Source organism: Bacteroides sp. GM023, from assembly GCF_014750685.1.
In the GTDB taxonomy this organism is placed as follows: domain Bacteria; phylum Bacteroidota; class Bacteroidia; order Bacteroidales; family Bacteroidaceae; genus Bacteroides.
The window spans coordinates 333,336-359,327 of sequence record NZ_JAAXGE010000001.1 but is presented as its reverse complement, the minus strand read 5'-3'; the positions used below and the strand labels follow the sequence as shown (position 1 = coordinate 359,327).

Annotated in this window: 19 protein-coding genes and 2 tRNA genes; 17 read left to right on the top strand and 4 right to left on the bottom strand. The window is 42.4% G+C overall.

Annotated elements, in window-relative coordinates; all coding sequences use genetic code 11:
* Positions 1 to 79: 79 nt before the first annotated feature.
* From HC965_RS01260 to HC965_RS01250, 3 genes are all read left to right on the top strand, one after another.
* A complete protein-coding gene (locus HC965_RS01260; protein WP_191029723.1) occupies positions 80 to 418 on the top strand; it encodes an AlpA family transcriptional regulator in 339 nt (112 codons plus the stop codon).
* The gene (locus tag HC965_RS01255; RefSeq protein WP_191029722.1) at positions 415 to 1,491 is read left to right on the top strand and encodes a phage/plasmid replication protein; all 1,077 of its coding nucleotides are present in this window, start codon (positions 415 to 417) and stop codon (positions 1,489 to 1,491) included. The genes HC965_RS01260 and HC965_RS01255 overlap by 4 nt, the downstream gene beginning before the upstream one ends.
* Before the next feature lie 608 nt (positions 1,492 to 2,099).
* On the top strand, positions 2,100 to 3,398 hold the full coding sequence (locus HC965_RS01250; RefSeq protein ID WP_191029721.1) for an HNH endonuclease: 1,299 nt from the start codon (positions 2,100 to 2,102) through the stop codon (positions 3,396 to 3,398).
* A gap of 334 nt (positions 3,399 to 3,732) precedes the next feature.
* On the opposite strand, the gene HC965_RS01245 is transcribed toward HC965_RS01250, so the two are convergent.
* The 3 genes from HC965_RS01245 to feoB form a co-directional block, all read right to left on the bottom strand.
* Positions 3,733 to 3,804: transfer RNA gene (locus HC965_RS01245), tRNA-Cys, on the bottom strand.
* 51 nt (positions 3,805 to 3,855) lie between these two features.
* A complete protein-coding gene (locus tag HC965_RS01240; RefSeq protein WP_191029720.1) occupies positions 3,856 to 4,071 on the bottom strand; it encodes a hypothetical protein in 216 nt (71 codons plus the stop codon).
* Positions 4,068 to 6,554, bottom strand: coding sequence for a ferrous iron transport protein B (gene feoB / locus HC965_RS01235; RefSeq protein ID WP_191029719.1), 2,487 nt, complete (start codon positions 6,552 to 6,554; stop codon positions 4,068 to 4,070). The genes HC965_RS01240 and feoB overlap by 4 nt, the downstream gene beginning before the upstream one ends.
* Positions 6,555 to 6,718: 164 nt before the next feature.
* Here feoB and tilS point away from each other — a divergent pair, with 164 nt between their 5' ends.
* Complete coding sequence (tilS, locus tag HC965_RS01230; RefSeq protein WP_191029718.1) at positions 6,719 to 7,999, top strand: tRNA lysidine(34) synthetase TilS; 1,281 nt, start codon at positions 6,719 to 6,721, stop codon at positions 7,997 to 7,999.
* Here tilS and HC965_RS01225 read toward each other — a convergent pair.
* Entirely contained in the window at positions 7,984 to 8,820 is an 837-nt protein-coding gene (locus tag HC965_RS01225; RefSeq protein ID WP_223854631.1) for a 4Fe-4S binding protein, read from the bottom strand. The two genes, tilS and HC965_RS01225, sit on opposite strands and share 16 nt — an antisense overlap.
* Positions 8,821 to 9,054: 234 nt before the next feature.
* On the opposite strand from HC965_RS01225, the gene rho reads away from it, so the two are divergent.
* The 13 genes from rho to HC965_RS01160 all read left to right on the top strand — a co-directional run bounded on the left by rho (position 9,055) and on the right by HC965_RS01160 (position 25,930).
* Positions 9,055 to 11,334, top strand: a complete 2,280-nt coding sequence (rho, locus tag HC965_RS01220) for a transcription termination factor Rho (RefSeq protein ID WP_191029717.1) — start codon at positions 9,055 to 9,057, stop codon at positions 11,332 to 11,334.
* A 197-nt stretch (positions 11,335 to 11,531) separates the two neighbouring features.
* Complete coding sequence (locus tag HC965_RS01215; protein WP_191029716.1) at positions 11,532 to 12,998, top strand: sulfatase; 1,467 nt, start codon at positions 11,532 to 11,534, stop codon at positions 12,996 to 12,998.
* A gap of 89 nt (positions 12,999 to 13,087) precedes the next feature.
* A complete protein-coding gene (locus tag HC965_RS01210) occupies positions 13,088 to 14,944 on the top strand; it encodes an ATP-binding protein (protein WP_191029715.1) in 1,857 nt (618 codons plus the stop codon).
* Positions 14,941 to 16,908, top strand: a complete 1,968-nt coding sequence (locus HC965_RS01205) for a HAMP domain-containing sensor histidine kinase (RefSeq protein ID WP_191029714.1) — start codon at positions 14,941 to 14,943, stop codon at positions 16,906 to 16,908. Before HC965_RS01210 ends, HC965_RS01205 begins: the two co-directional genes overlap by 4 nt.
* A gap of 39 nt (positions 16,909 to 16,947) precedes the next feature.
* Positions 16,948 to 18,270 (top strand): MATE family efflux transporter, encoded by a 1,323-nt coding sequence (locus tag HC965_RS01200; protein ID WP_191029713.1) that lies wholly within the window; start codon positions 16,948 to 16,950, stop codon positions 18,268 to 18,270.
* A 58-nt stretch (positions 18,271 to 18,328) separates the two neighbouring features.
* On the top strand, positions 18,329 to 19,651 hold the full coding sequence (gene ffh, locus HC965_RS01195) for a signal recognition particle protein (RefSeq protein ID WP_191029712.1): 1,323 nt from the start codon (positions 18,329 to 18,331) through the stop codon (positions 19,649 to 19,651).
* Between the two features lie 241 nt (positions 19,652 to 19,892).
* Positions 19,893 to 20,759, top strand: a complete 867-nt coding sequence (locus HC965_RS01190; protein WP_191029711.1) for a cytochrome c biogenesis protein ResB — start codon at positions 19,893 to 19,895, stop codon at positions 20,757 to 20,759.
* Positions 20,756 to 21,544, top strand: a complete 789-nt coding sequence (locus HC965_RS01185) for a cytochrome c biogenesis protein (protein WP_191029710.1) — start codon at positions 20,756 to 20,758, stop codon at positions 21,542 to 21,544. Before HC965_RS01190 ends, HC965_RS01185 begins: the two co-directional genes overlap by 4 nt.
* Positions 21,545 to 21,561: 17 nt before the next feature.
* Entirely contained in the window at positions 21,562 to 22,944 is a 1,383-nt protein-coding gene (locus tag HC965_RS01180) for a cytochrome c peroxidase (RefSeq protein WP_191029709.1), read from the top strand.
* 135 nt (positions 22,945 to 23,079) lie between these two features.
* The gene (gene folD, locus HC965_RS01175; RefSeq protein WP_191029708.1) at positions 23,080 to 23,961 is read left to right on the top strand and encodes a bifunctional methylenetetrahydrofolate dehydrogenase/methenyltetrahydrofolate cyclohydrolase FolD; all 882 of its coding nucleotides are present in this window, start codon (positions 23,080 to 23,082) and stop codon (positions 23,959 to 23,961) included.
* Positions 23,958 to 25,112 carry a CapA family protein gene (locus HC965_RS01170; RefSeq protein ID WP_191029707.1) on the top strand — a complete coding sequence of 385 codons (1,155 nt, stop codon included), beginning with the start codon at positions 23,958 to 23,960 and terminating at the stop codon, positions 25,110 to 25,112. The genes folD and HC965_RS01170 overlap by 4 nt, the downstream gene beginning before the upstream one ends.
* 64 nt (positions 25,113 to 25,176) lie before the next feature.
* Positions 25,177 to 25,252: transfer RNA gene (locus HC965_RS01165), tRNA-His, on the top strand.
* Positions 25,253 to 25,735: 483 nt separating this feature from the next.
* Positions 25,736 to 25,930 (top strand): PspC domain-containing protein, encoded by a 195-nt coding sequence (locus HC965_RS01160; protein ID WP_191029706.1) that lies wholly within the window; start codon positions 25,736 to 25,738, stop codon positions 25,928 to 25,930.
* Positions 25,931 to 25,992 lie beyond the last annotated feature (62 nt).

Sequence of the window (25,992 nt, the reverse complement as noted above, 5' to 3'; positions counted from 1 at the left end):
CTTTTTAGGCAGTCTTTTTTTGTTTATATCAACCAAATTGACTATATTTGACCGATAAATAAAGCAGAATACTCAAGTTATGGAAGAGGTCATAGATATTCAGAAGTTACTTCGTAGGCAAAAAGCTTATATGAAGGGGATTTTAGTAATGACAGAAAAGCTATTTGAGATTCAAACCCAAATAGCAGAGCTGACAATCAAAGAGCTAAAAAAGGAGAAGAAGAGAGAAAGAGCACCATCCGATTTGCTTTCCTCAAAAGACGTTTGCAGTATGCTTGAAATATCGGCATCTACCCTGTATCGTATGAGAACGTATGATAATTTTCCTTCCGTAAAGATAGAGGGGCGAAAGAGCGTAATGTTTAGGAAGCAAGATATTGACGAGTATATGGAAAATCTTAAAAAGCAAAGACTATGATTGATAAGATAGTCATTCGATTCAGTAACTTTTCAGGAAGCCTTGATAATTGCAGACCTCAAAGAGAATTAATCAAGAAAGAATCCGATTGGGACAAATATAGACTTCCTCGTTCCTCCAGAAAAGGAGACCACTCTTTGTTTGTTGGCGTTAATAAAGAAGATAAAAAGAAGGTTGTCGTTTCGGGAAGTCTTAGGAACTGGCTTTATGGTAAATCCACTTTCAGAGATTTAACCGCTTATGATTTTGAAATGGTGATACTTAAACTTGCGGACGCTCTGCATATACAACCCTCCGAATTGGGTAAAACGAAATTTACTCAATGTGAAATAGGATTGAATGTAAAAATAAAAACGTCATGCAAAGAAATTATTCCTAAAATAGTTGATTATCACTTGTACGATAGGGATAATGTTTTGGATGAAACCGTTTATTTTAATGGTAGTTGTAAGCATCTGAAAATATATGATAAAACTACCGAAGTTGCAGCAAAAAATAAAGAATTAAGAGAACCCATTGGTGTTATGCAAGCCAAAGGCAATCATATCTTACGGATTGAATTCACTCTTGATAACAAAAAGGCGTTCACTCAAAGTCATATGGGATTTATAAGAACTATTGGCGATTTGCATATAAACTACTCTAACCTATATGAGTTTTGGGCAAAGAATATAAACGATATTGTTATTATGAATGCTTTGGAAGAAAATAAATCTATGACTCCCAAAGAATATCTATTCTTGACTTCTTTAATTGGATTTGACCAAATAGAATCATTTGAGGACGTGGACGAATTTGAGTTGTTTGCAGAGAAATATAAAAGATTCCTTGGTTCCTATCTGGCGTACTGCAAAGGGGGTAGTGACGGTGCATTAAAAACGGCAAGAAGCAAAGCTTATCGTGAGTTTATTGCGACTTTTGATAAATACCCTTCTTCTGAAGAGTATAATAAAAAAGTATTGCGGGGAGATATAATATTGGCGTTGTTGCGGCAAAGTATAAAAGATGATTCCGCTCATTTTCCGACTTTGGTAAAAAGCGTCTGCGGAATTACGAATAGTAATAACAAGTAGGAATAGTTACTCTAACAAGTAGGAATAGTTACTCTGTACATAAGAAAGCCCCTATACTAAGGGATTGAGGGTATGAGAGTGTTGTAATTGGAGAAATATATGTTGCGTAATATAGAACCGTTGTATATTGGGAGCTTGAAATAACAAACCCTCTTTGCGTATATACAAACGAAGCATAAACGAGAATGTACAGAACAACCACTATATAATTGGGTGGTATTACGTATTGGGTGTATCAGTAGTAATGTACAATAGAAGCGCAAAGAATAATAGAGAAGTGCAATTATAATATTGGCTGGTGCATATACGCAAACGAATGTATATAGGTGTGTATTATCACCAGTCATGCTATATCATGGGAAACGCAGTAATTCTAAGGCTGAGTGAAACGAAGCCTTAGAAGAGGGTTACGAAGTGAAGATTGGAGTTTTTCCGCCAATCGTTTTCGTGCCCGAATTTCGACTTTTATCTATTGAGAGTTACTCGGCTTCCTTTTCTGGACAAAAGTGCTGGAGATCGAGAATAAAATTCAAATAAGAGAACTTAACCTCTCGGCGGTTAAACATCTATAATCCTATTTTTGAAATAAATAAATTAATTAATTTGGAATGGCAAAAAGAAAAACAGTATCCAATGAACTTCGATTTGAAGTTTTTAAACGAGATAAATTCACTTGTCAATATTGTGGCAGGAAAGCTCCTGATGTAGTCCTTAATGTTTGCCATATTAACCCTATTCCAAAGGGCGGAGGAGATGAGTTGTTAAATCTAATAACAAGTTGTACTGATTGCAATAATGGCAAAAGTGATAAAGAACTTGATGATAGTTCTGTTATCGAGAAGCAAAGACTGCAATTAGAGCTATTACAAGAACAACGAGAACAAATGATATTGATGATTGAATGGAAAAAATCATTATCCAATTTGACTGACGATACTATTAATCTCATTGTAAATTATGTTGAAAATAAAATATCGCCTTATACACTGAATAAATCAGGTAGAAAAAGTGTGGAAAAATGGATAAAAGACTTTTCAATTAATGAGATTCTTGATGCAATCGAAGAGTCTGCCAGAACATATTTAAAATATGATGAGGAGAATTTGCAAAAAGATAGTGTAGAATTGTTTTTAAGCAAAGTTTCAGGTATTATTGTTGTGAAAAATATGCCTCCTATAAAACAGAAGATAGCATATATAAAAGGGATTGCTCGTAATCGGTTTAGCTATTGGGACGACAAAAAGGGAGCTATGATCATGAATAATTATGTTGAAGCATTAAAAGAGTATGGCTGGACAGAAATACAAATTACGAATGATTTGGATGTCGAAGTTATTCCCAAAACCAAAGAAGTTAAAAATTGGAGTGAATGGCGTAGCATCATAGAAGGTTGGACTGAGGATATAAAAAAGTGGGAGAAACCCGAAAAGAAAAAAGAAGAAGTGATATTGTCGGCAGAAAATGTAGAATCATATGCTTTGCATGACATTTCATCCACTAGAGATAAAATAGAACTCTTACAATATATAGGAAAAGCCTTTCCTGATTTTAATGAAAAATCAGAAGAAGGACTCCAAAGTGAAATTTTTCGTATGATTTATGATTTTGCTTGTAGGCAAGAAGAATTATATGTAAAGTATAGTACTATACCAGATATAGAATCTATATTAGACGATTTTATCTTGGATAATCCTTTAAATAAATACTTTGTGTTACCAGATGATTATCTGGATGATTTGAAGCCTTTGAGTTGGGGCGCACTATTTGGTATAAGTGAAAAAACCGATTATTTCATTCGTGATATTCTATCCGATTATTATTACGCAATGACACGTTATAGCCAGTCAAGCATAAATGCTACTTTGAGATATATTAAAGAATATTATTTAGAGCGTATTACATTCTAAACAACTGACACACTTATTACAAGGAAGGCGGATTATCCTTCAAATAAAAAGCTCGTTCTTAGTTTTTGGGGGTATGCTGTTTCATTTTCAGGATTCCGCATTATCGCTACTAACAACTCGCCTTCCTTCGCATGATTGTCTATCAGTTTTTAGCATCGTTGAAATATAGTAATAGCGAAGTATTGATAGACTACTTTAAATAATGATATATATAATCAATTATCTGATGGTCTAATATTTATGGTTTTCTTGGAATTCCGCCCCTATTTCCGCCCCTCCAAAAAAGAAAAACCTCCGAAACGCCTTATTATAAGCAGTTTCAGAGGTTTCTTTGAGGTTCCTGGCGGATTCGAACCGCCGTACACGGTTTTGCAGACCGCTGACTAAGCCACTCATCCAAGGAACCATTATTTCTCGTTTGCGGTTGCAAAGGTAGTACAAATTTTGAAACTACCAACTATCCACAGCAATTTTTCTTTGTACTTTTTTTCTTTACACCGCATTCTCTTTGTTTCTTCTCCATCATATCCTTTAGTTCACAGCCACTTACACAGCTATCGCAAGGATTAGCGCTTTCTCGCGTACGACGAAAAAAAACATAAATTCCATATATGACTCGGGCAATGCAGAGTACAATCAGTACTCCGACTACCCATTCTTGCCAATTATTCATACAAATAGTCCTCCAATCTGATAAACCGCGAATGAAACAAGCCAAGCTAATCCCGTTGTATAACAGGCAGCGAAGAGCGCCCATTTCCAACTACCAGACTCCTGTTTGATAGCTGCCAATGCTGCAATACAAGGGAAGTAAATCAGCACAAACAACATATAACAGAAAGCAGCCAATGGAGTTATCGGGATTCGCTCTGCCAAACTAGCTTCATCGGCGTCCGGATCATCCACATATAAAACTCCCAAAGTACTTACAACTAATTCTTTCGCTCCTACCCCCGAAATCAAGCCAATACCTAATTTCCAGTCAAATCCCATAGGTGCTATCACCGGTTCTATTGCACGGCCAAGTTGACCTATATATGAATTTTCCTGTTGCTCAGCTACTGTTTCATAGGCATCATGATTCGGATAATAACCCAGGAACCAAATGATAATAGAAGCAATCATGATAATTCCTCCCATCTTCTTCAAGTACTGCGCACCTTTCTCCCATGTATGGCGGAAGATTGATTTTGCTGTCGGCATCCGGTAAGGCGGAAGTTCCATTACAAACGGAGTATCGTCACCTTTCACCAGGAACTTACTAAACAAACGGGCCAATAACACAGCCAGGAATATTCCAATCGCATAAATACTTAACAACACCAAACTGGCATTGTTCGGAAAGAAAGCTCCTACCAGCAATAAATAGATAGGCAGACGTGCACTGCAAGACATCAATGGATTAACCAACATGGTAATAAGACGACTTTTCCGATTCTCAATCGTGCGGGAAGCCATAATAGCAGGCACATTACATCCGAATCCCATAATCAATGGAATAAACGACTTTCCGTGCAATCCCATCTTGTGCATAATCTTATCCATAATAAATGCAGCCCGTGCCATATATCCTGAATCTTCCATCAACGAAATGCAGAAATACAGAATAAGGATATTAGGTAAGAAAACAATTACTCCTCCTACTCCACCGACAATACCGTCAACCAACATATCTTTCAGCGGTCCTTCGGACATATTATTGCGAATCAAATTACCAAGCTGTTCTACCAGCCACTCAATTCCCATCATCGGATATTCTCCAAGCACAAACGTACCTTCGAACATCAGATACATGAAAAGGAAAAAGATAGGATATCCCCAAATACGATGAGTGACGATAGCATCCAGCACTTTTGTAGTCTGTGCTTGTTCCAAGTGGTTATCAGTAAACGTTTCTTTCAAAGCACCACTGATAAAGCCATACTTTGCATCCGTAATAGCAGATTCACAATCTTCATTCAACGTATTCTGAATACGTTTAGCCATTTTATCACGGATACTAAAAACAGTTTCGGCATTCGGTAAAGTGCGCACAAAGCTCTCTATATCCGGATCGTTCTCCAACAATTTAATAGACAGGAAACGAGTAGAGTATTTATGGCGGATAAATTCGTTCTTGGAAACTTCCTCTTTTATCGCTTCAATGGCTCTCTCCAAATCAGGTCCATGATTGATGTGAATATGGCGGAATACACGCCCGCTTTTCTTATGATCCCGTACATAATCTTCCAAGTGCTCTTCTTCATGGTTTTTCCGGTCTTCCAAAGAATCATGCCATTCGGCCAAGTCCCTGAGCACTTCCGGATTCATATTTCCTTTTTTATCAAAGAAGTCTACTCCTTCATAAAGATTGATGACAACATGAAACAAGGTATCCAATCCACGGTTCTTCTTACTCACGGTAGGCACCATCGGAACTCCGAAAAGCTTGCTCAACAAATGATAATCCAATGTATTTCCGCTGGATTCCAACTCATCATAAATATTCAGAGCCACTACCATACGGACATTCATATCAATTAATTGAGTAGTCAGATATAAATTCCGTTCCAAATTCGAGGAGTCAACCACATTTATAATCACATCCGGAGTTTCGTCGATAATATGACGGCGGACATAAATTTCTTCCGGCGTATATGCGGACAAAGAATATGTTCCCGGCAAATCGACAATACGGAAATGATAACCTTCGAAGTCAAAATAACCTTCTTTGGCATCTACGGTCACACCGCTATAATTCCCGACATGCTCGTGAGCACCGGAAGCCAAGTTAAACAAAGAAGTTTTGCCACTGTTCGGGTTTCCGACCAAGGCAACATTGATGGTGCGACGTTTACCTAACGCCAACCGTTTCATTTCTTCTTCTTTTACAGATATATCTTCAGGCAGTCCTTCATGATAAATAGCCTCTTCAGCCAGTTTTTTAGCTTCTTCTTCACTGACCACTTCAATCATCTCTGCTTCCTGACGACGAAGTGATATTTCATAACCCAGGACTTTATATTTAATGGGATCTTTCAGTGGAGCGTTCAATAGCACTTCAACGGTTTTACCTTTGATAAAACCCATCTCCACAATACGTTTACGAAAACCACCGTGCCCCAATACCTTAACGATGACACCTTTTTCGCCTGTTTTTAATTCGGACAAACGCATAACTCTCAAAATTTTTGGCAAAGATAATTCATAACTTCGGAGCATGCAAATTATTTAGATTGTTTTTAAATAACAAGCTTTTTCGTATTCCAAAACACTGCCTGCAACTAAAAACAACGGTCATTCACTTGAGATACTTTAATAAACTATTATCTTTGCAGAATATGATACAACAACGGATTACACAGTATATAGAAAAAGAGGATTTATTTTCTTCCGACAGTAAAATCCTAGTCGCATTGAGCGGTGGAGCCGACTCAGTGGCACTGTTATGCATCCTGCATGCAGCAGGCTATCACTGCGAAGCTGCGCATTGCAATTTCCATCTGCGCGGCGAAGAATCAAACCGCGACGAGCAATTTGTCCGCCAGCTATGCAAAAGATATGGAATCCGCCTGCATACAATTGATTTTGATACTACCCGATATGCCGCCGAAAAACATATTTCCATTGAAATGGCAGCCCGGGAACTAAGATACAACTGGTTTGAAGAAATAAGAAATCAATGTCAGGCCGATGTTGTAGCAGTTGCCCATCATCAGGATGATAGCGTAGAGACAATATTACTGAATCTAATCCGTGGAACAGGTATCACCGGATTATTGGGAATCCGCCCCCGCAATGAAGGCATCGTACGCCCGTTACTTTGTATCAACAGGGAAGAAATCATACGCTATCTGCAAAGCATCGGACAAGATTATGTGACAGACAGCACAAATTTGGAAGACGAATACACCCGTAATAAAATCCGGCTCAACATTCTTCCGCTTATGCAGACCATTAATCCATCTGTAAAAAACAGTCTGATAGAAACCAGCAATTATCTGAGTGATGTAGCTACTATATATAATAAGTACACGAAAGAAGTCAAAGAAAGAATAGTCACGGCAGAAGGTATCCGAATCTGCGAATTAGTAAAGGAACCGGCACCCGAAGCTCTTTTATTTGAGATACTGCATCCTTTAGGCTTCAACTCCACGCAAATCAAGGATATAGCCAATTCACTTCACGGTCAACCGGGAAAGCAGTTCAGCAGTAAAGAATGGAGAGTGATTAAAGACAGGGAGTTTCTTTTATTAGAAAATATTCAGTCAGAAGATAAAGAAGAACTTCCTTTTCAAATCATCAAAGAAGAAAAAGAATATACTTCAGAATTTCAGATTCCACGAGAAAAGGGAATTGCCTGTTTCGACGCAGACAAGCTGGACGGAGCAATCTCTTATCGGAAATGGCGGACTGGCGATACGTTTATCCCTTTCGGAATGAAAGGAAAGAAAAAAGTAAGCGATTATCTGATCGACCGCAAATTTTCTATCAGCCAAAAAGAACGTCAGTGGGTACTCTGTTGCGGAGAACGCATTGCGTGGTTGATAGGCGAACGGACAGACAACCGCTTTCGTATTGATGAAACAACCAAACGTGTCGTTATCTATACAATAGTTTGAGGTAGTTTCTGTTTCTTGAAGCAATCAGACAGTAACGCAGCAAAAGGAGTATCATATACTCTTGCCTTTTTAGCGCAGACTTTCACGCAGGCACAACATTTGATACATTTGGTTTCATCCGTATGCAATTCATTCCCTTTCGTAATGGCTCCTACCGGACAATGCACCACACACAATCCGCAATGAGTACATACACTTTCATCCTCCACCCAAGGAGTACGGGGAAGTGGCGTGCCACTCTTGCGCAGCTTTATTACCTTTCTCAAAAAACGAAATAAAGGGAAGAAAGGTTGGCTCGGACGTTTGATAGCACGTACATCTACCGGATAAAGAGTATCCATAGTATCGGCTGTCTGTATTTTTTTTATTATTTTTTCTCCAAAGTCCCTGGCGAAAGCCAAGTCGGTGTCATTAGGACGTCCGGCAGCAACCGGATGTTTTTCGGTACTGTACGAGTGCTCTCCAATAAAAGTTGCCCCGGCAATCACTTTCAATCCGTGAGGAATAGCAAAAGCGTCCAACTCCATTAAAGCTTTTTCATAAGCGCGGTTTCCATAAACCACAACTAAAACAGTAGGAGTATCCAGGCCGCGAATACTCTGCAAACGTTCCATTGCCAAAGGAGCAACATGTCCTCCATATACAGGAACTACAACAACAGCCAATGCGGATGTGGGAATTACAATTTCCTCAGCACTCTGTTGAGTGACATTTATAGGAAGAATATTTTTTATGCCCGTTCCGTGAACAATCGCCTCCGCTATTTGTTTTGATGTGTGTGTAGGCGAAAAATAAATTAAATAAGCTTCATTTACTGTCATACTATTTTCTTTTATGTAGCAAAGATACACTTTTACGTGGAAAAAAATGTTTGATTGTTCATGAAACCAAAAAAAATTATTATCTTTGCCCCGTTGAAACATTCTACGATTCAACACATACATCCCTAATTCATAATAAAAAACAAAACGTATGCTTGCATATCTGTGGCTATAAGCTGTAGTAATGCTGTCCATAATTCAGCTAAAAGAAATATTAATAACTTACCATACTATATGTATAACATTATCCAATTAAACGACAAAGATCTGTCGGAGCTTCAAATTATTGCCAAAGAGTTAGGCATAAAAAAAGCAGACTCATTCAAAAAAGAAGACCTTGTTTATAAAATACTCGATGAACAAGCTATTGTAGGAGCTACTAAGAAGGTTGCCGCAGACAAACTAAAAGAAGAACGCAAAGAAGAAAAGAACAAGCGTTCACGCGTAACTCCTGCCAAGAAAGAAGGCAAGGTAGTTTCCGCAACAAAGAGTGGAGAAGTTGCAAAAAACAAAGAAGCTGCTCCTGCCAAAACACAACAACCTTCCAAAGAGGCAAGTGCAAACAAAGAAAAAGAAACTCCTGCCGTTGAAGTCAAAGCAGAAAACACTGCTGCTCCTAAACGTAAAGTAGGCCGTCCACGCAAGGGTGCTGATGCTGCTGAGAAAAAAGAAGTAGAAAATGCAAAACCGGTAGCTACCAAAGAAGCGGAAGCAAAACCGGCAGTTGTAGCAGAAAAGCCTGCTGAAACTGCAAAGAAAGCCGCTCCGGTGCAACAACCTGCCGAAAAGAAAGAAAAAGAGAATAAACCTGCTACTGAAACAAACAGACCTGTTGCGGAAGCAAACAAGCCTGCCGCAGAAGCCAACAAACCTGCTGCTGAAAAGAAAGTAATAGCAAAGCCACAAAAAAAGTCTGCACCTGTTATTGATGAAGAAAGCAATATCCTGTCCAATGCCGACGATGATGATTTCATCCCAATCGAAGACCTGCCTTCTGAAAAGATAGAGCTTCCTACCGAACTGTTCGGTAAGTTCGAGGCTACAAAAGCAGAACCGGCGCAAACGGCACCTGAACAAGCCTCTCACCCACAGCAACAACAATCTCAACAACAGCAGCAAGCGCAACAGCAACGTCCGCGCATTGTTCGTCCACGTGACAATAATAACAATAACAACAACGCTGGTAACAACAACAATAATAACGCTGGTAACAATAATAACAACAATAATAATTTCCAGCGCAACAATAACCAAAATCAGGCTCAAAACCAAAATCAGAACCAACAGCGCCTGCCTATGCCGCGTGCCAATCAGCAGAATAATGCTAATGAAAATCTTCCGGCACAGCAACCACAGGAGCGCAAAGTTATCGAGCGCGAAAAGCCTTACGAATTTGACGATATTCTCAACGGAGTAGGTGTTTTGGAAATCATGCAGGATGGATACGGATTTCTCCGTTCTTCCGATTACAATTATCTTTCTTCTCCGGACGATATCTACGTATCACAGTCACAAATCAAACTGTTCGGTCTGAAAACCGGTGACGTAGTAGAAGGTGTTATCCGTCCTCCAAAGGAAGGCGAAAAATATTTCCCACTGGTTAAGGTATCGAAAATCAATGGACGTGACGCCGCTTTCGTTCGCGACCGCGTTCCTTTCGAGCATCTGACCCCTCTCTTTCCGGATGAAAAGTTCAAACTTTGCAAAGGCGGCTATTCAGACTCTATGTCTGCCCGTGTTGTAGACCTTTTCGCTCCGATTGGTAAAGGACAACGTGCACTGATCGTTGCCCAGCCAAAGACCGGTAAAACTATCTTGATGAAAGATATTGCAAACGCTATTGCAGCCAATCACCCGGAAGTGTATATGATTATGTTGCTGATCGACGAACGTCCTGAAGAAGTAACCGACATGGCGCGCAGCGTCAATGCAGAAGTTATCGCTTCTACTTTTGACGAACCGGCAGAACGCCACGTGAAAATCGCAGGTATCGTATTAGAAAAAGCAAAACGCCTGGTAGAATGTGGTCACGACGTGGTTATCTTCCTGGATTCTATCACTCGCCTGGCACGTGCATACAATACTGTTTCTCCGGCATCCGGTAAAGTACTTTCCGGTGGTGTCGACGCTAACGCACTGCATAAGCCCAAACGCTTCTTCGGTGCCGCACGTAACATCGAGAATGGCGGTTCACTGACTATCATCGCTACCGCCCTGATTGATACCGGCTCCAAGATGGATGAAGTTATCTTCGAAGAATTCAAGGGTACGGGTAACATGGAGTTGCAGCTCGACCGCAACCTGTCCAACAAGCGTATCTTCCCGGCAGTCAACATCACTGCATCCAGCACTCGTCGCGACGACCTGCTGCTTGACAAGACAACTCTCGACCGCATGTGGATATTACGCAAATACCTTGCCGATATGAATCCGATTGAAGCAATGGATTTCGTAAAAGACCGTTTGGAGAAAACCAGAGATAACGACGAATTCCTGATGAGCATGAACAGCTAATTAACGGAAAACAATCAATAATGAATGGTGGTCACACTGTGAGATAATCGCAGTTTGACCACCATTCTCTTTTTCAACATTTCATTTTTGTACAAATTACTGTCAATTGCGTCCAAAACTACTCCCCTGCCCTTCTTTACATTTCCTTTTTTCCTATTTTTGTTTCCAAAATCAAATTACTTAAATTCTAACCAAGAATGAAAACGATTTATCCTTTCATGGGTTTAGCCCTATGCGGCATAGCAGCCCAGGCACAAGAAAAGCCGAATTTCCTGATTATCCAATGCGACCATTTAACGCAACGTGTCGTAGGTGCTTACGGACATACACAAGGTTGCACCCTTCCTATGGACGAAGTCGCTTCAAGGGGAGTTATCTTCTCCAACGCTTATGTAGGCTGTCCCCTCAGCCAACCTTCACGTGCAGCTTTATGGAGCGGCATGATGCCTCATCAAACCAATGTACGTTCCAATTCCAGTGAACCCATCAACACAAGTATACCGGAAAACGTTCCGACATTAGGAAGCCTTTTCTCCGAGAACGGTTACGAAGCCGTACACTTCGGAAAGACTCATGACATGGGATCGTTAAGAGGATTCAAACATAAAGAACCGGTAGCCAAACCATTTACCGACCCTGAATTTCCTGTCAACAATGACAGTTTCCTGGACGTAGGAACTTGCGAAGACGCAGTAGCCTATCTGAGCAATCCGCCAGAGGAGCCTTTCATCTGTATTGCCGATTTTCAAAACCCGCATAACATCTGCGGATTCGTAGGAGCAAACGAAGGTGTACATACAGACCGCCCGATCAGCGGTACTCTTCCCGAATTACCTGCTAACTTCGACGTGGAAGACTGGAGCAGTATCCCTACTCCCGTACAGTATATCTGTTGCAGCCACCGCCGCATGACACAGGCTTCCCATTGGAGCGAGGAAAACTACCGCCACTACATTGCCGCCTTCCAACACTATACTAAAATGGTATCCAAACAAGTGGACAGCGTATTGAAAGCACTCTACTCCACACCCGCCGGAAAAAATACCATCGTAGTCATCTTAGCCGACCACGGTGACGGAATGGCTTCACACCGCATGGTAACCAAGCATATCAGCTTCTACGATGAAATGACGAACGTTCCGTTTATCTTTGCAGGCCCCGGCATCAAACAACAGAAAAAGCCGGTAGATCATCTGCTCACACAACCCACGCTAGACCTTTTGCCTACTCTTTGCGACCTGGCAGGCATTGCTGTTCCGGCAGAGAAAGAAGGAATCAGCCTTGCCCCTACATTAAAAGGAGAGAAACAAACGAAAACCCACCCATATGCCGTTTCCGAATGGCATAGTGAATATGAATACATAACGACCCCAGGACGTATGGTGCGTGGTCCAAGATACAAATATACCCACTACCTGGAAGGTAACGGAGAAGAACTCTACGACATGAAGAAAGACCCGGGAGAACGTAAGAATCTTGCCAAAAACCCCAAATATTCCAAGGTTCTCGCAGAACACCGTGCAATGCTCGACGACTACATCAACCGGACAAAAGACGATTATCGTAGCCTGAAAGTAGACGCTGACCCGCGGTGCAGAAACCACACTCCCGGCTATCCAAATCACGAAGGTCCCGGAGCTCGTGAGATTCTGAAAAGAAAATAAAAAGATAAAAAGAGCGAAGATTGTTTTGTAATCTTCGCTCTTTTTATTTCTTTTGCAAACGAACGTACAAACAAACAGCTAAAAATTAATTGAATACACACAAATACCATATCATTATTGCAATAGTTGTAACGACATTAATATCGACAACCTTATATGCGGCGCACACCAATACTGAACGCTTGTCTTTATTACAGTCACTATTCGACCACAATACGCCATTCAGCACAGAAGTTCCGGTAGACAGTATCATTGCATGGGAAAAGATATTGGAACCCGAATTGAAAGAACAGCAGCAATATTCATTCCTGTTCCAACTAAAACATCTGACCGTTCAGGCACTCATTACAGAAGGTAACATCAGTCTGGCCATAGACAAAGCCAACCTAATGTATCAAGAAGCAAAGGATATGAATTACCCGTTGGGAACTGCACTCTCACTACAAGCCATCGGAAGCACTTACCAAAGTTCAGCAACTCCTATAGCAGCCATCGAATCTTATGAAGAAGCATTGGAAATCGCCCAAAGGATTCCCCATGCAGACCCATATGCAAAAACAATCCTGTCCCAACTTATTCTGACTAAGCTCAAATATCGTCAGATGACAGATATAGAAGACTATATACAAAGGCTTAAATCACTCTCGGACGAAGAAAAGAATCCTCATGACGCTTTCTATCTTGCTTATTGTCAGGCATTCTATCATATTCAAACAGGACATCTTCCTGAAGCATTAAACTATCTACAACAAGCTGAGCTAATCAATCAGCAACATCCACATTCCTACTATCTTTTAATGATTAAGTATCTGTATTCCTGCTACTATACCGAATCCAAAGAATACCTTCAGGCATTAAATATATGTGAAGACATACTCTCACACATGAGAAACATCGACTCCTACAATGCGCTTTTTATCCAACAAGAACGTGCACAAATATTGGCACTTATGGGTAAAAACGAAGAAGCATGCGAAGTTTTTGAGTCACTCAATGCCTTCAAAGACTCTTTGGAAGCTATGAACTATATCAGGCAAATCAACGACCTGCATACCCTTTACCAAATCGACAAAAAAGAATTGGATAATCTGAACAGGCAGAAAACGATTCTCTACTGGAGTTGGTTTACAATTCTGTGCATAGTCACGTTAATTCTATTTTTCATCCTTCTGATAAGACGAAGTAATAAAAGACTGCGGCAATCGCAGCAAGAATTGGAAAAGGTAAGAAAGCAAGAAGAAAACTCTATCCGCACGAAAAGCCTGTTCCTTTCTAATATGAGTCACGAAATCCGTACGCCACTCAACGCATTATCCGGTTTCTCCACCATTTTAACGGAAGAATCCATCGACAACGAAACCCGGCAGCAATGCAGCGATATTATCCAGCAAAACTCCGAACTGCTGCTTAAGCTGATTAACGATGTAATCGACTTGTCCAATCTCGAAGTAGACAAAATGACATTCAAATACGAGCAATGCGATGCAGTAGCCATATGCAGAAATGTAATCGACATGGTCGAGAAGATAAAGCAGACCAATGCCAGCGTCCGTTTCTCCACCTCACTCCCATCGTTGGAGTTGACAACAGACAATGCCCGGTTGCAGCAACTATTAATCAACCTGCTCATTAACGCTACTAAATTTACTCCGCAAGGCTCTATCATTATGAAACTTGAAAGACAGTCGGAAGATGTGGCATTGTTTTCCGTAACCGATACAGGCTGCGGAATCCCTAAAGACAATCAAGACAAAATATTCAATCGTTTCGAGAAATTGAACGAAAGCGCACAAGGCACGGGACTCGGCCTGTCTATCTGCCAACTCATTATCGAACAATTGGGTGGTAAAATATGGATTGACCCCGATTACAATGAAGGAGCACGCTTTCTGTTTACGCACCCCATTCGGCATCACAAGCAAGAAAGAAAGGAGGAAGCAGAATGAAACAAACCATATTCTTTATAACCGCCCTCTTACTGTGCACCCTGACAGGAAAAGCCGGAACTAAAATTATTTCAAAAACAGACAGTCTGCTGAAAGTGCTGCAAACCCTTCCCCGCGACACCATGCGTCTGAATGTCCTGAACCAAATTATCAGAATAGAGCAGAACAACCATCAATGCGTCCAATACTCAGATACATTAATGAAAGAAGCGCTGCAACTGAAAAATGATAAATATGCCGGTATGGCAGCGTACTATCACGTCCTGTACTATTACAACCACAGCAACCAGGACAGCGTAAGCAAATGGCTCAACATCATGGAACCTTATGTCCACAAATCAGACATCTGGGAGTTTCTCTTTGACGCCAAACGCTTTCAAATAGACCTGTACACTTACAACGAGCAGTACGAACTGGCTATCAGCGAAGCAAAAAAGATGAAGCAGCAAGCTGACAAGCAAAATTGCAACCAAGGAATCATAGCTGCCTATCAATGTTTGAGCAGCGCTTACATCGGCAGTCAGCGGTGGGACAAAGGAATCGAAGCCCTGGAAAATGCCTATCAGATGCTTACTCCCCAAGAGAATCCCGTAGTTCGCATCTCGGTATTGTCACAGTTGGTATCCGTCACCAAAGAAAGGAAAGAAAATAAAAAGCTATTCAAATATTTGCATGAACTGGAGAATGCATTGAATAAGCATATCAGCAAGAATCCCTCTTTAAAAGAAGGATTTGCCGACGTGTATCTATTCAATGAGCTTTTCTACGGCTATTATTATCTGAATATCCACCAACCGCAACGCGCTTATTCCCATTTGTTGAAATCCGGGAAATACCTGAACGAGGACACCTATTTCATGTACAAAGTACTCTATTTCGATACGTATGCCAAATACTATCAGGAAATAGGAGAATATATGCAAGCATCGGATTATATCGACACGACATTAACGATGCTGAAAAAAGATTTCCCAAGCGACTACGCCGAGCAATTGCTCGAAAAAGCAAGAATATGGAAACAAGCAGGACAAAGCGAAAAAGCCATCCCTTTGTATAAACAGGCATTAGCCATCAAGGATTCGACTGCAACCGCGCTCTCAAACACACAGATGGAACAGATAAAAAGCAAATACAATATTGAAAAAACAGAACTGGAGTTAGAAAAGCAAAACAACAGAACCCAGCTTATCTATCTGACTTTCATTTTTGTTATCCTGATTCTGCTGTTCATCTTTATGTCACGGCTGTTCATGGTACGAAAAGCACTGAAACATGCGGAAAACGAGATTCGGAAAGCCACAGAAACCGTACGGAAAACCAATGAAATGAAGAATCGCTTCTTATCAAACATGAGCTACAATATCCGCACTCCACTCAATAATGTAGTGGGTTTCTCACAGTTGATTGCCTGTGAACCGGATATAGATAAGGCAACAAGACAGGAATATTCACATATCATCCACAGAAGTTCGGAAAAACTGATGAGACTCGTTAATGATGTCCTCGACTTATCCCGGCTGGAAGCTCAAATGATGAAATTCCAACTGCAAGATTACGATGTCATCGAGCTATGCAGGGAAATATACTACATGGCACGCATAAAGAACGAGCAAACAGGCATCAAAGTCCTGTTCTCCGCCGATACGGATTCTCAAATTATCCATACCGACACGATGCGGCTGACACAAGCACTACTCAGCGCACTAGTCTATCCCGAAGGACAAGAATGTCAACAGGAACGAATTATCCGGTTCGTTGTGAGTCGTCATAAAGACATGATTCGTTTTCAAATAAGTAATTCTCCGTTAGCAGAGCACAGTTTCGTATCACAGGAAACCATTATCCGGCACGATATAAACCGGTTGTTACTGAAACACTTCGGTGGTAGCTACCTTGTCAATGATAAAACTTCCGAAGAACCGGAAATAGTTTTCATCTACCCCATTACTTCCGAATCGAAATAAAGCGTTATCTTTGCAAACTGTAAACTTAATCCCTTAATTATGTATACCAACAAACAGATTTGGAGTGTCAGTTACCCGATACTGCTTAGCTTGCTGGCGCAAAATGTTATCAACGTCACCGACACGGCATTCCTCGGACATGTGAGTGAAGTAGCCCTCGGAGCTTCGGCCATGGGCGGACTATTCTATATATGTGTATTCACCATTGCATTCGGATTCAGTACCGGTTCGCAAATCGTCATTGCAAGACGCAATGGAGAAGGGCGCTATACGGATGTAGGTCCGGTCATGATTCAGGGAGTCATGTTCCTCTTTGCTATGGCATTGCTGCTATTCGGATTCACCAAAGCATTCGGTGGCAACATCATGCGGTTGCTCGTATCTTCAGAATCCATCTACGAAGGAACAATGGAATTTCTTGACTGGCGTATCTACGGATTCTTCTTCTCCTTTATCAACGTCATGTTCCGGGCACTATACATTGGTATCACACGAACCAAAGTACTCACAATCAACGCAGTTGTCATGGCATTGACAAACGTAGTACTGGATTATGTATTAATCTTCGGTAAGTTCGGTATGCCCGAAATGGGTATCAAGGGAGCCGCTATCGCATCCGTGCTGGCAGAAGCTTCTTCAATACTTTTCTTCCTGATTTATACATATATCACAGTCGACTTGAAGAAATATGGACTGAACCGCCTGCGCTCGTTCGACCCCGCATTGCTGATGCGTATTCTCAGCATCTCCTGTTTCACGATGCTGCAATATTTCCTGTCGATGGCTACTTGGTTCGTTTTCTTTGTAGCCGTAGAGCGACTGGGACAACGGGAACTGGCAATCGCCAATATCGTCCGGAGCATCTACGTCGTACTGCTGATTCCAGTCAATGCACTGGCCACCACTACCAACAGCCTTGTAAGCAACGCCATCGGTGCGGGTGGAATCAAGTTCGTGATGCCGCTTATCAATAAAATCGCCCGGTTCTCGTTCTTCATTATGCTGGGACTGGTAGCGCTGTCGGCACTGTTTCCACAGTTCCTCCTATCCATTTATACCAGTGAAGCCGCACTTATCACAGAGTCTGTACCCTCGGTATATGTCATCTGCGGTGCCATGCTCATCGCATCGGTAGCCAATGTCGTCTTCAACGGAATCTCCGGTACAGGAAATACGCAAGCCGCCTTATTGCTCGAAACAATTACAATCATCATCTACGGTTCGTACATCATATTCATCGGAATGTGGCTGAAAGCCCCCATTGAAATCTGCTTTACGATTGAGATAGTGTACTATACCTTGCTGTTGATAACAAGTTATATTTACCTCAAAAAAGCAAAATGGCAGAATAAAAAGATATAAATACGAGAGATTTTTGTACATTTGCAGGCTCAAATAATTAATTAGTAATTAAACAACTATGTTCGATAATTTAAGTGAAAGACTAGAACGATCATTCAAGATTCTGAAAGGTGAAGGCAAAATCACCGAAATCAACGTGGCGGAGACGCTGAAAGACGTACGTAAGGCACTTCTCGATGCCGACGTAAACTACAAGGTTGCAAAGAATTTCACGGATACGGTGAAAGAAAAAGCTCTTGGACAGAACGTACTTACGGCTGTGAAGCCGAGCCAGTTGATGGTGAAGATTGTGCACGACGAACTGACCCAGTTGATGGGTGGAGAGACGGCCGAAATCAATATCGACTCCCGTCCGGCAGTAATCCTGATGTCAGGTTTGCAGGGTTCGGGTAAGACTACCTTCTCCGGTAAGCTGGCACGCATGCTGAAAAGCAAGAAGAATCGCAAGCCGTTACTCGTAGCTTGTGACGTTTACCGTCCGGCTGCTATCGAACAGTTGCGTGTACTGGCAGAACAGATTGAAGTTCCGATGTACTGCGAACTGGATAGCAAGAATCCGGTAGAAATCGCACAACACGCTATTCAGGAAGCCAAAGCCAAAGGATATGACCTTGTTATCGTCGATACCGCCGGACGTCTGGCAGTAGACGAACAGATGATGAACGAGATTGCCGCCATCAAAGAAGCTATCAACCCGGACGAAATCTTGTTCGTGGTAGACTCTATGACCGGTCAGGATGCCGTAAACACTGCTAAAGAATTTAACGAACGCCTGAACTTCAATGGTGTGGTACTGACCAAGCTCGACGGTGATACCCGTGGTGGTGCGGCTCTTTCTATCCGTTCGGTAGTCAACAAGCCAATCAAATTCGTAGGTACGGGAGAAAAGCTGGAAGCAATCGACCAGTTCCACCCTGCCCGTATGGCCGACCGTATTCTCGGTATGGGTGACATCGTCTCACTGGTAGAACGTGCCCAGGAACAATATGATGAAGAAGAAGCCAAACGCCTGCAAAAGAAGATTGCCAAGAATCAGTTCGACTTCAACGACTTCCTTAGCCAAATCGCTCAAATCAAGAAGATGGGTAACTTGAAAGACCTTGCTTCCATGATTCCGGGAGTGGGCAAAGCAATCAAAGACATTGATATTGACGACAATGCTTTCAAGAGCATCGAAGCTATCATTCACTCCATGACCCCGGCAGAACGTTCTAACCCGGAAATACTGAACGGTTCACGCCGCACACGTATCGCCAAAGGTAGCGGAACAACTATCCAGGAAGTAAACCGCCTGCTGAAACAGTTTGACCAGACTCGTAAAATGATGAAGATGGTAACCAGCAGCAAAATGGGCAAGATGATGCCGAAAATGAAAAAATAAGAATAAAGATTCTTTTTTATTTCCAAATAAAAGAGGGAGCTACGGCTTCCTCTTTTATTTTTTCCTATTGCCACAAACATAGGCTCACACTACAAGACTTCCACTAACTGGATTATCTTTCTCCTTATAAATCTTTCCTAAGCTTTTAATTATTTGTAATCATTACAATTTTAAAAAGAATATATATCTTTATTCAGTTTTATTTCGTTTCTTTGCAAAAGAAAACAAACGTAAGCACGATATGCGCCATCTATATGTAACAAGTTATATTATATTAGCAGCAGTCATTCAGCTACTCACAGGAAACTTTCCAGTTTCCTTTCTCGCCTTTCCGCTGAATATCATATTCGCTGTGACTTGGTTGTTCCTGTTATGGATTCTATATAAGGAATACAAAAGTTCTACATTCACCCGCTTCCTCTGCGCTCCGGAAACCAGTGCATTATCTATCGGATTATTTATCGGCGGTTGCTTGGTGATAGGGCTTTTTCCCCAGTTATCCGATGCGGAAGCAAAAATGCGTGAGGGCATATCAGCATCTTTAGGGTGTTACAACTTCATGACTTCCTGGATATTCATAGCCATCCTTTTATTACTGATGAGCAACCTTGCAATGATTACTATCCGTGCATACCAACATCGCAAACAAGCCCGATGGCGTTTTATCCTGAACCACACCGGCCTATGGCTCGCCCTGTTTGCAGGATTCTTTGGCAGTAGTGACACTCAAACATTGCGTATACCTATATATAAAGGTGAACCGACAAGAGAAGCATTTGATATGAACGGTTCCGCCCATTATTTGGATTATGAAATCGAGCTCGATTCATTTGCCGTAGAGTATTATCCGAACGGACGCCCTTCCCGCTTTGCGGCTGACGTACGTTTGGGAAACGAAATGGCTTTGCTGGAAGTGAACCATCCGTATGCTTATCGGTTGGGAGAAGACGTTTACCTTACCGGTTACGACGTAGCCAAAGGTAACGAAAGTAATTATTGCATCCTTCAAGTAGTGAAGCAACCCTGGAAGTATGTTATGGTAGCAGGCATCTTGATGATGCTGGCAGGAGCTGTCCTTTTATTCATTAACGGAACTAAAAGAGTATGATAAACTGGGATAATTTTTATGTATTCGCAGCAGTGTCCGTCTGCTTGTGGCTGGCAGGAGCTATCTTTGCCCTTCGTTCATCATCGAGAAGCAAAGCGGCAATCGGCTTCACATCAGCAGGCATTATTGTTTTGGGCATCTTCATTGCCGGATTATGGATGTTCCTTCAACGTCCGCCCTTGCGCACCATGGGAGAAACCCGCCTGTGGTACTCTTTCTTTATGGGAGTGGCGGGACTGCTTACGTATATAAGATGGAAATACCGTTGGATTCTGTCTTTCTCGACGCTACTCTCCACGGTCTTTGTCATCATCAATCTGCTGAAACCCGAGATACACGACCAGTCATTGATGCCGGCCTTGCAGAGCATATGGTTCATCCCGCACGTCACCGTATATATGTTCTCTTATTCGGTTTTAGGATGCGCATTTATTATTGCAGTGACCGGATTGTTCCGCCACAAAGAAGAATATCTGCATACGGCAGACAATCTCGTGTATGCCGGCGTAGCCTTTCTTTCCATCGGTATGCTACTCGGCTCCCTTTGGGCAAAGGAAGCCTGGGGAAACTACTGGAGCTGGGACCCCAAAGAAACCTGGGCAGTTATCACCTGGATGGGATATCTGCTCTACATACATCTCCGTCTTTTCAGAAAAGCCGGACGGAAAAGCCTCTATGCATTGCTCATCATCTCCTTCCTCGCCCTGCAAATGTGCTGGTATGGAGTTAACTACTTGCCGGCCGCCCAACAAAGCGTGCACTTATATAATCGTAATAACAACTAATTTAATTCAAATGTGAAATGAAAAAAAGTACAAAACTAATCGTAGCACTGTTGGTGGTAGTGGCAGCACTGGCAGTTACCTACCGACTCATGCACCGGGTTCCTTCCAGTGATTTGGAAGTAAACGCCCAAATGCAGCAAATCATTACGGACGCAGGATGTCTCCGATGCCACACATCGACTCCTGACCTACCGTTCTATGCAAGTATGCCCGTTGCCGGAAAAATCGTAATGGAAGATGTGAGTGAAGCTTACCGTGCTTTCGACATGACTCAAATGGAAAAGGACCTGAAAGAAGGGCGTCCTCTCAATCCGGTAGACCTGGCAAAAGTAGAGAAAGTAATCCTCGACGGAAAAATGCCGCAGGCAAAGTATTATCTCGTACACTGGGGAGCTTCCTTTAATGATGCCAAAAAAGAAGTGGCACTCAGTTGGGTAAAGAACCATCGCATGGGACTATACACAGACGTAGCAGTCGCTCCCGACTTTACCAACGAGCCCATCCGCCCCATCGCCGACTCTATTGCGGTAGATGTACGCAAGGTGGTTCTCGGAGATTTATTGTACCATGACACCCGTTTGTCAGCCGACAACACCGTATCATGTGCCAGTTGTCACGGATTGGATACCGGTGGTGTAGACAACAAACAATATTCCGAAGGTGTAGGCGGCCAGTTTGGTGGCGTGAACGCTCCGACAGTCTATAACGCAGCCTATAATTTTGTTCAATTCTGGGACGGACGTGCCGGAACTCTTGCCGAACAAGCTGCCGGCCCTCCGTTGAATCCGGTGGAAATGGCTTGCGAATCTTTCGACCAGATTATCGGCAAACTGGCGGAAGACAAGAACTTTGTTTCAGCCTTCAATGAAGTATATCCCGACGGACTTAGCGAAAAGAATATCACAAACGCCATCCAGGAATTTGAAAAGACATTATTAACTCCCAATTCACGTTTCGACCGTTACCTGAAAGGTCAGAAAGACGCTATCACCGCAGATGAAATCGCCGGATACGAGCTTTTCAAGACATACGATTGCGCTACTTGCCACGTAGGAGAAATCCTGGGCGGACAGTCCTACGAACTGATTGGAGTAAAGCATGATTATTTTGCCGAACGACAGGCAGAAATGACCGAAGAAGACAACGGACGGTTCAAACAAACGCAGACAGAGCGCGACCGTCACCGCTTCAAAGTTCCCGGTTTGAGAAACATCGAACTTACCGCTCCTTACTTCCACGACGGCAGTATGACAACAATGGACGATGCTGTCCGTGCCATGGCCAAGTATCAGTTGGGCATCGACCTGCCACAACAGGAAGTGGACAAAATCGTCGGTTTCCTTCGTACGCTGACAGGCGAATACAAAGGCAAACTGCTGACCAATAAGAACATGATTTAAACAATAAAAGAGCGAATTATCTACTAAGAAAGAAGATGTCGGCAACAGCATCTTCTTTTTTTTATGCTCCAATCTTTTTGGACAGTTCAGTTATTTATTTTACTTTTGCCCATCACCAATAAATACTCTGAAAATATGACTCTGATAGACGGAAAAGCCATTTCCGAACAAGTAAAACAAGAGATTGCAGCCGAAGTAGCCGAAATTGTGGCTCGTGGCGGAAAACGTCCGCACCTGGCAGCTATCCTTGTAGGACACGATGGTGGCAGCGAAACGTATGTAGCTGCCAAAGTAAAAGCCTGCGAAGTTTGCGGATTCAAATCCTCACTCATCCGTTACGAAAGCGACGTGACCGAGGAAGAACTGCTTGCGAAAGTACGCGAACTCAACGAAGACAGCGATGTGGACGGCTTCATCGTGCAACTCCCGTTACCGAAACATATCTCCGAACAGAAAGTAATCGAAACCATTGATTACCGTAAAGATGTAGACGGTTTCCACCCGATTAACGTAGGCCGTATGTCCATCGGACTCCCCTGCTATGTGTCTGCTACTCCCAACGGTATCCTCGAATTGCTGAAACGTTACGAAATAGAAACTTCAGGCAAGAAGTGTGTCGTACTCGGACGCAGTAATATCGTCGGCAAACCGATGGCTGCACTGATGATGCAGAAGGCTTATCCGGGCGATGCCACCGTGACTGTATGCCACAGCCGAAGCAAAGACCTGGTGAAAGAATGTCAGGAAGCTGACATTATCATTGCTGCCCTGGGACAACCCAACTTCCTGAAAGCCGAAATGGTAAAGGAAGGTGCCGTAGTAATCGACGTAGGTACTACCCGTGTGCCGGACGCCACCAAGAAATCCGGTTTCAAACTGACCGGTGACGTGAAGTTCGACGAAGTAGCTCCGAAGTGCTCATACATCACTCCCGTGCCGGGAGGTGTCGGCCCAATGACGATTGTATCGTTAATGAAAAATACGCTGCTAGCCGGTAAGAAAGCTATTTATCAATGAGACATACCTTGTTTCTGGTAATCATATTTCTCTCCCTGTCCTGCTCCTCACGGTCGCAGGCAAGGAGAGATTCTATTAATAATACCTCATCTGATACCCTCTCCGCAGTTGACAGTATTATACCTGCCGACACATTGCGACTCCTTTTCGTAGGGGATTTGATGCAGCATCAAGGTCAAATCAATGCCGCCCGTACTGCAAAAGGCTATGACTATTCCACTTGTTTCGAATATGTCAAAGAAGAAATAGGCAGAGCGGACTTCGCTATCGCCAACCTGGAAGTTACACTAGGCGGAAAGCCCTATAAAGGGTATCCTGCCTTTAGCGCGCCGGATGAATATCTGACTGCCATTCATGATGCCGGTTTCAACGTCCTCGTAACTGCCAACAATCACAGCCTCGACCGTGGCAGAACCGGACTGGAACGTACCATCCAGTTAATCGACACACTGAAGATTCCTCATGCCGGAACATACGTCAACGCCGAAGCACGTGAGAAACAATATCCTCTCCTATTGGAGAAAAACGGATTCCGCATCGCCCTGCTCAATTACACGTATGGCACAAACGGAATACCCGTCACTCCGCCCAACATTGTGAATTATATCGACACAATGATTATCGCCAAAGACATCGAAGCGAGCAAAGCCTTGCAGCCGGACGCAATCATTGCCTGTATGCATTGGGGAATAGAATATCAATCATTGCCCGACAAAGAGCAGAAGTTCCTGGCCGACTGGTTACTCCAAAAAGGTGTCAGTCACGTAATCGGCTCGCATCCGCACGTGGTACAACCGATCGAAGTTCGCACGGATAGTCTGACAAACGACAAGCATCTCGTCGTCTATTCACTGGGAAATTATATCTCCAATATGTCTGCCCGCCGCACGGATGGCGGACTTATGGTAAGGATGGAATTAGTAAAAGATAGTACCACACGTCTCAATAATTGTGAGTACAGTTTAGTATGGACTGCCCGCCCAATGCAATCCGGGAAAAAAAATCATCAATTACTCCCCGTCAACCTACCCGTTGACTCAATTCCTTTACAAGCACGTAACTCGTTGAAAATCTTCACGAATGACGCGCGAACCCTTTTCAGCAAGCACAATCGGGGAATAAAAGAATATACTTTTTATCAAAAAAAGTAGTAGAATCTTTTGGAGATTAAAAGATAATATCTATCTTTGCACCGCGTTAGAGAAACGCAGACATGGTGGATGTAGTTCAGTTGGTTAGAGCGTCAGATTGTGGTTCTGAATGTCGCCGGTTCGAGTCCGGTCTTCCACCCAACAAAAAAGCCCTTATAAGTCATACTTATGAGGGTTTTCTCTTTATTGGTGGTAGTCTCCAGTGCCTAATTTCTTCAATACAAAAGCAAATATTTTCAATTTTCAGCTACATATAACACTATATCAGCAAACCACATAAGCAAGAAAGAACATAGTTAACAAGTAAATAGCTATATACTTAAAATTCAACCCCTTATAGTTTCCTTCAATTTCCTGCGATGGAAACTCCAGTTTCTCACCGAGGGAACGCGCGTTTCTATACGAGGACACTGGCGTTTCCCAGTATGGATACTAGCGTTTCCCTATAGGGAAACGGAGCGTTCGTCAGAGCTTCAAGAATTCGCCCCTTACCGTATGCTTTTTTCAAAGCAGTGAAGCCTGAAGATGTACGAACTATAAGCTAAATCTTTCGGACAAAAGAACACAAGAACAAATATATTCTTTATATTTGTGCAACATTCGCACTAAAAACTATACCATATATGGAAAATAACAAGAAACTAACCCGTTCTTCCAACCGGATGATTGCAGGAGTATGTGCCGGAATTGCAGAGTATTTCGGCTGGGACCCAACTTTATTGAGAATAGTATATGTATTAGCCACATTCTTTACAGCTTTCGCCGGACTAATCATCTATATCATTTTATGGATTATCATGCCGTCAAAAGTATATTAAGAGAAAGTATATTAAAAGAAAGCCTTGCCAAATCTTGTATATGACAACAAGTTGACAAGGCC

Excerpts from the sequence above, each read along its gene's own strand:
- HC965_RS01260 (WP_191029723.1), top strand. The coding sequence starts at position 80 with ATGGAAGAGGTCATAGATATTCAGAAGTTACTTCGTAGGCAAAAAGCT.
- HC965_RS01255 (WP_191029722.1), top strand. The coding sequence starts at position 415 with ATGATTGATAAGATAGTCATTCGATTCAGTAACTTTTCAGGAAGCCTT.
- HC965_RS01250 (WP_191029721.1), top strand. The coding sequence starts at position 2,100 with ATGGCAAAAAGAAAAACAGTATCCAATGAACTTCGATTTGAAGTTTTT.
- HC965_RS01240 (WP_191029720.1), bottom strand. The coding sequence starts at position 4,071 with ATGAATAATTGGCAAGAATGGGTAGTCGGAGTACTGATTGTACTCTGC.
- feoB (WP_191029719.1), bottom strand. The coding sequence starts at position 6,554 with ATGCGTTTGTCCGAATTAAAAACAGGCGAAAAAGGTGTCATCGTTAAG.
- tilS (WP_191029718.1), top strand. The coding sequence starts at position 6,719 with ATGATACAACAACGGATTACACAGTATATAGAAAAAGAGGATTTATTT.
- HC965_RS01225 (WP_223854631.1), bottom strand. The coding sequence starts at position 8,820 with ATGACAGTAAATGAAGCTTATTTAATTTATTTTTCGCCTACACACACA.
- rho (WP_191029717.1), top strand. The coding sequence starts at position 9,055 with ATGTATAACATTATCCAATTAAACGACAAAGATCTGTCGGAGCTTCAA.
- HC965_RS01215 (WP_191029716.1), top strand. The coding sequence starts at position 11,532 with ATGAAAACGATTTATCCTTTCATGGGTTTAGCCCTATGCGGCATAGCA.
- HC965_RS01205 (WP_191029714.1), top strand. The coding sequence starts at position 14,941 with ATGAAACAAACCATATTCTTTATAACCGCCCTCTTACTGTGCACCCTG.
- HC965_RS01200 (WP_191029713.1), top strand. The coding sequence starts at position 16,948 with ATGTATACCAACAAACAGATTTGGAGTGTCAGTTACCCGATACTGCTT.
- ffh (WP_191029712.1), top strand. The coding sequence starts at position 18,329 with ATGTTCGATAATTTAAGTGAAAGACTAGAACGATCATTCAAGATTCTG.
- HC965_RS01190 (WP_191029711.1), top strand. The coding sequence starts at position 19,893 with ATGCGCCATCTATATGTAACAAGTTATATTATATTAGCAGCAGTCATT.
- HC965_RS01185 (WP_191029710.1), top strand. The coding sequence starts at position 20,756 with ATGATAAACTGGGATAATTTTTATGTATTCGCAGCAGTGTCCGTCTGC.
- HC965_RS01180 (WP_191029709.1), top strand. The coding sequence starts at position 21,562 with ATGAAAAAAAGTACAAAACTAATCGTAGCACTGTTGGTGGTAGTGGCA.
- folD (WP_191029708.1), top strand. The coding sequence starts at position 23,080 with ATGACTCTGATAGACGGAAAAGCCATTTCCGAACAAGTAAAACAAGAG.
- HC965_RS01170 (WP_191029707.1), top strand. The coding sequence starts at position 23,958 with ATGAGACATACCTTGTTTCTGGTAATCATATTTCTCTCCCTGTCCTGC.
- HC965_RS01160 (WP_191029706.1), top strand. The coding sequence starts at position 25,736 with ATGGAAAATAACAAGAAACTAACCCGTTCTTCCAACCGGATGATTGCA.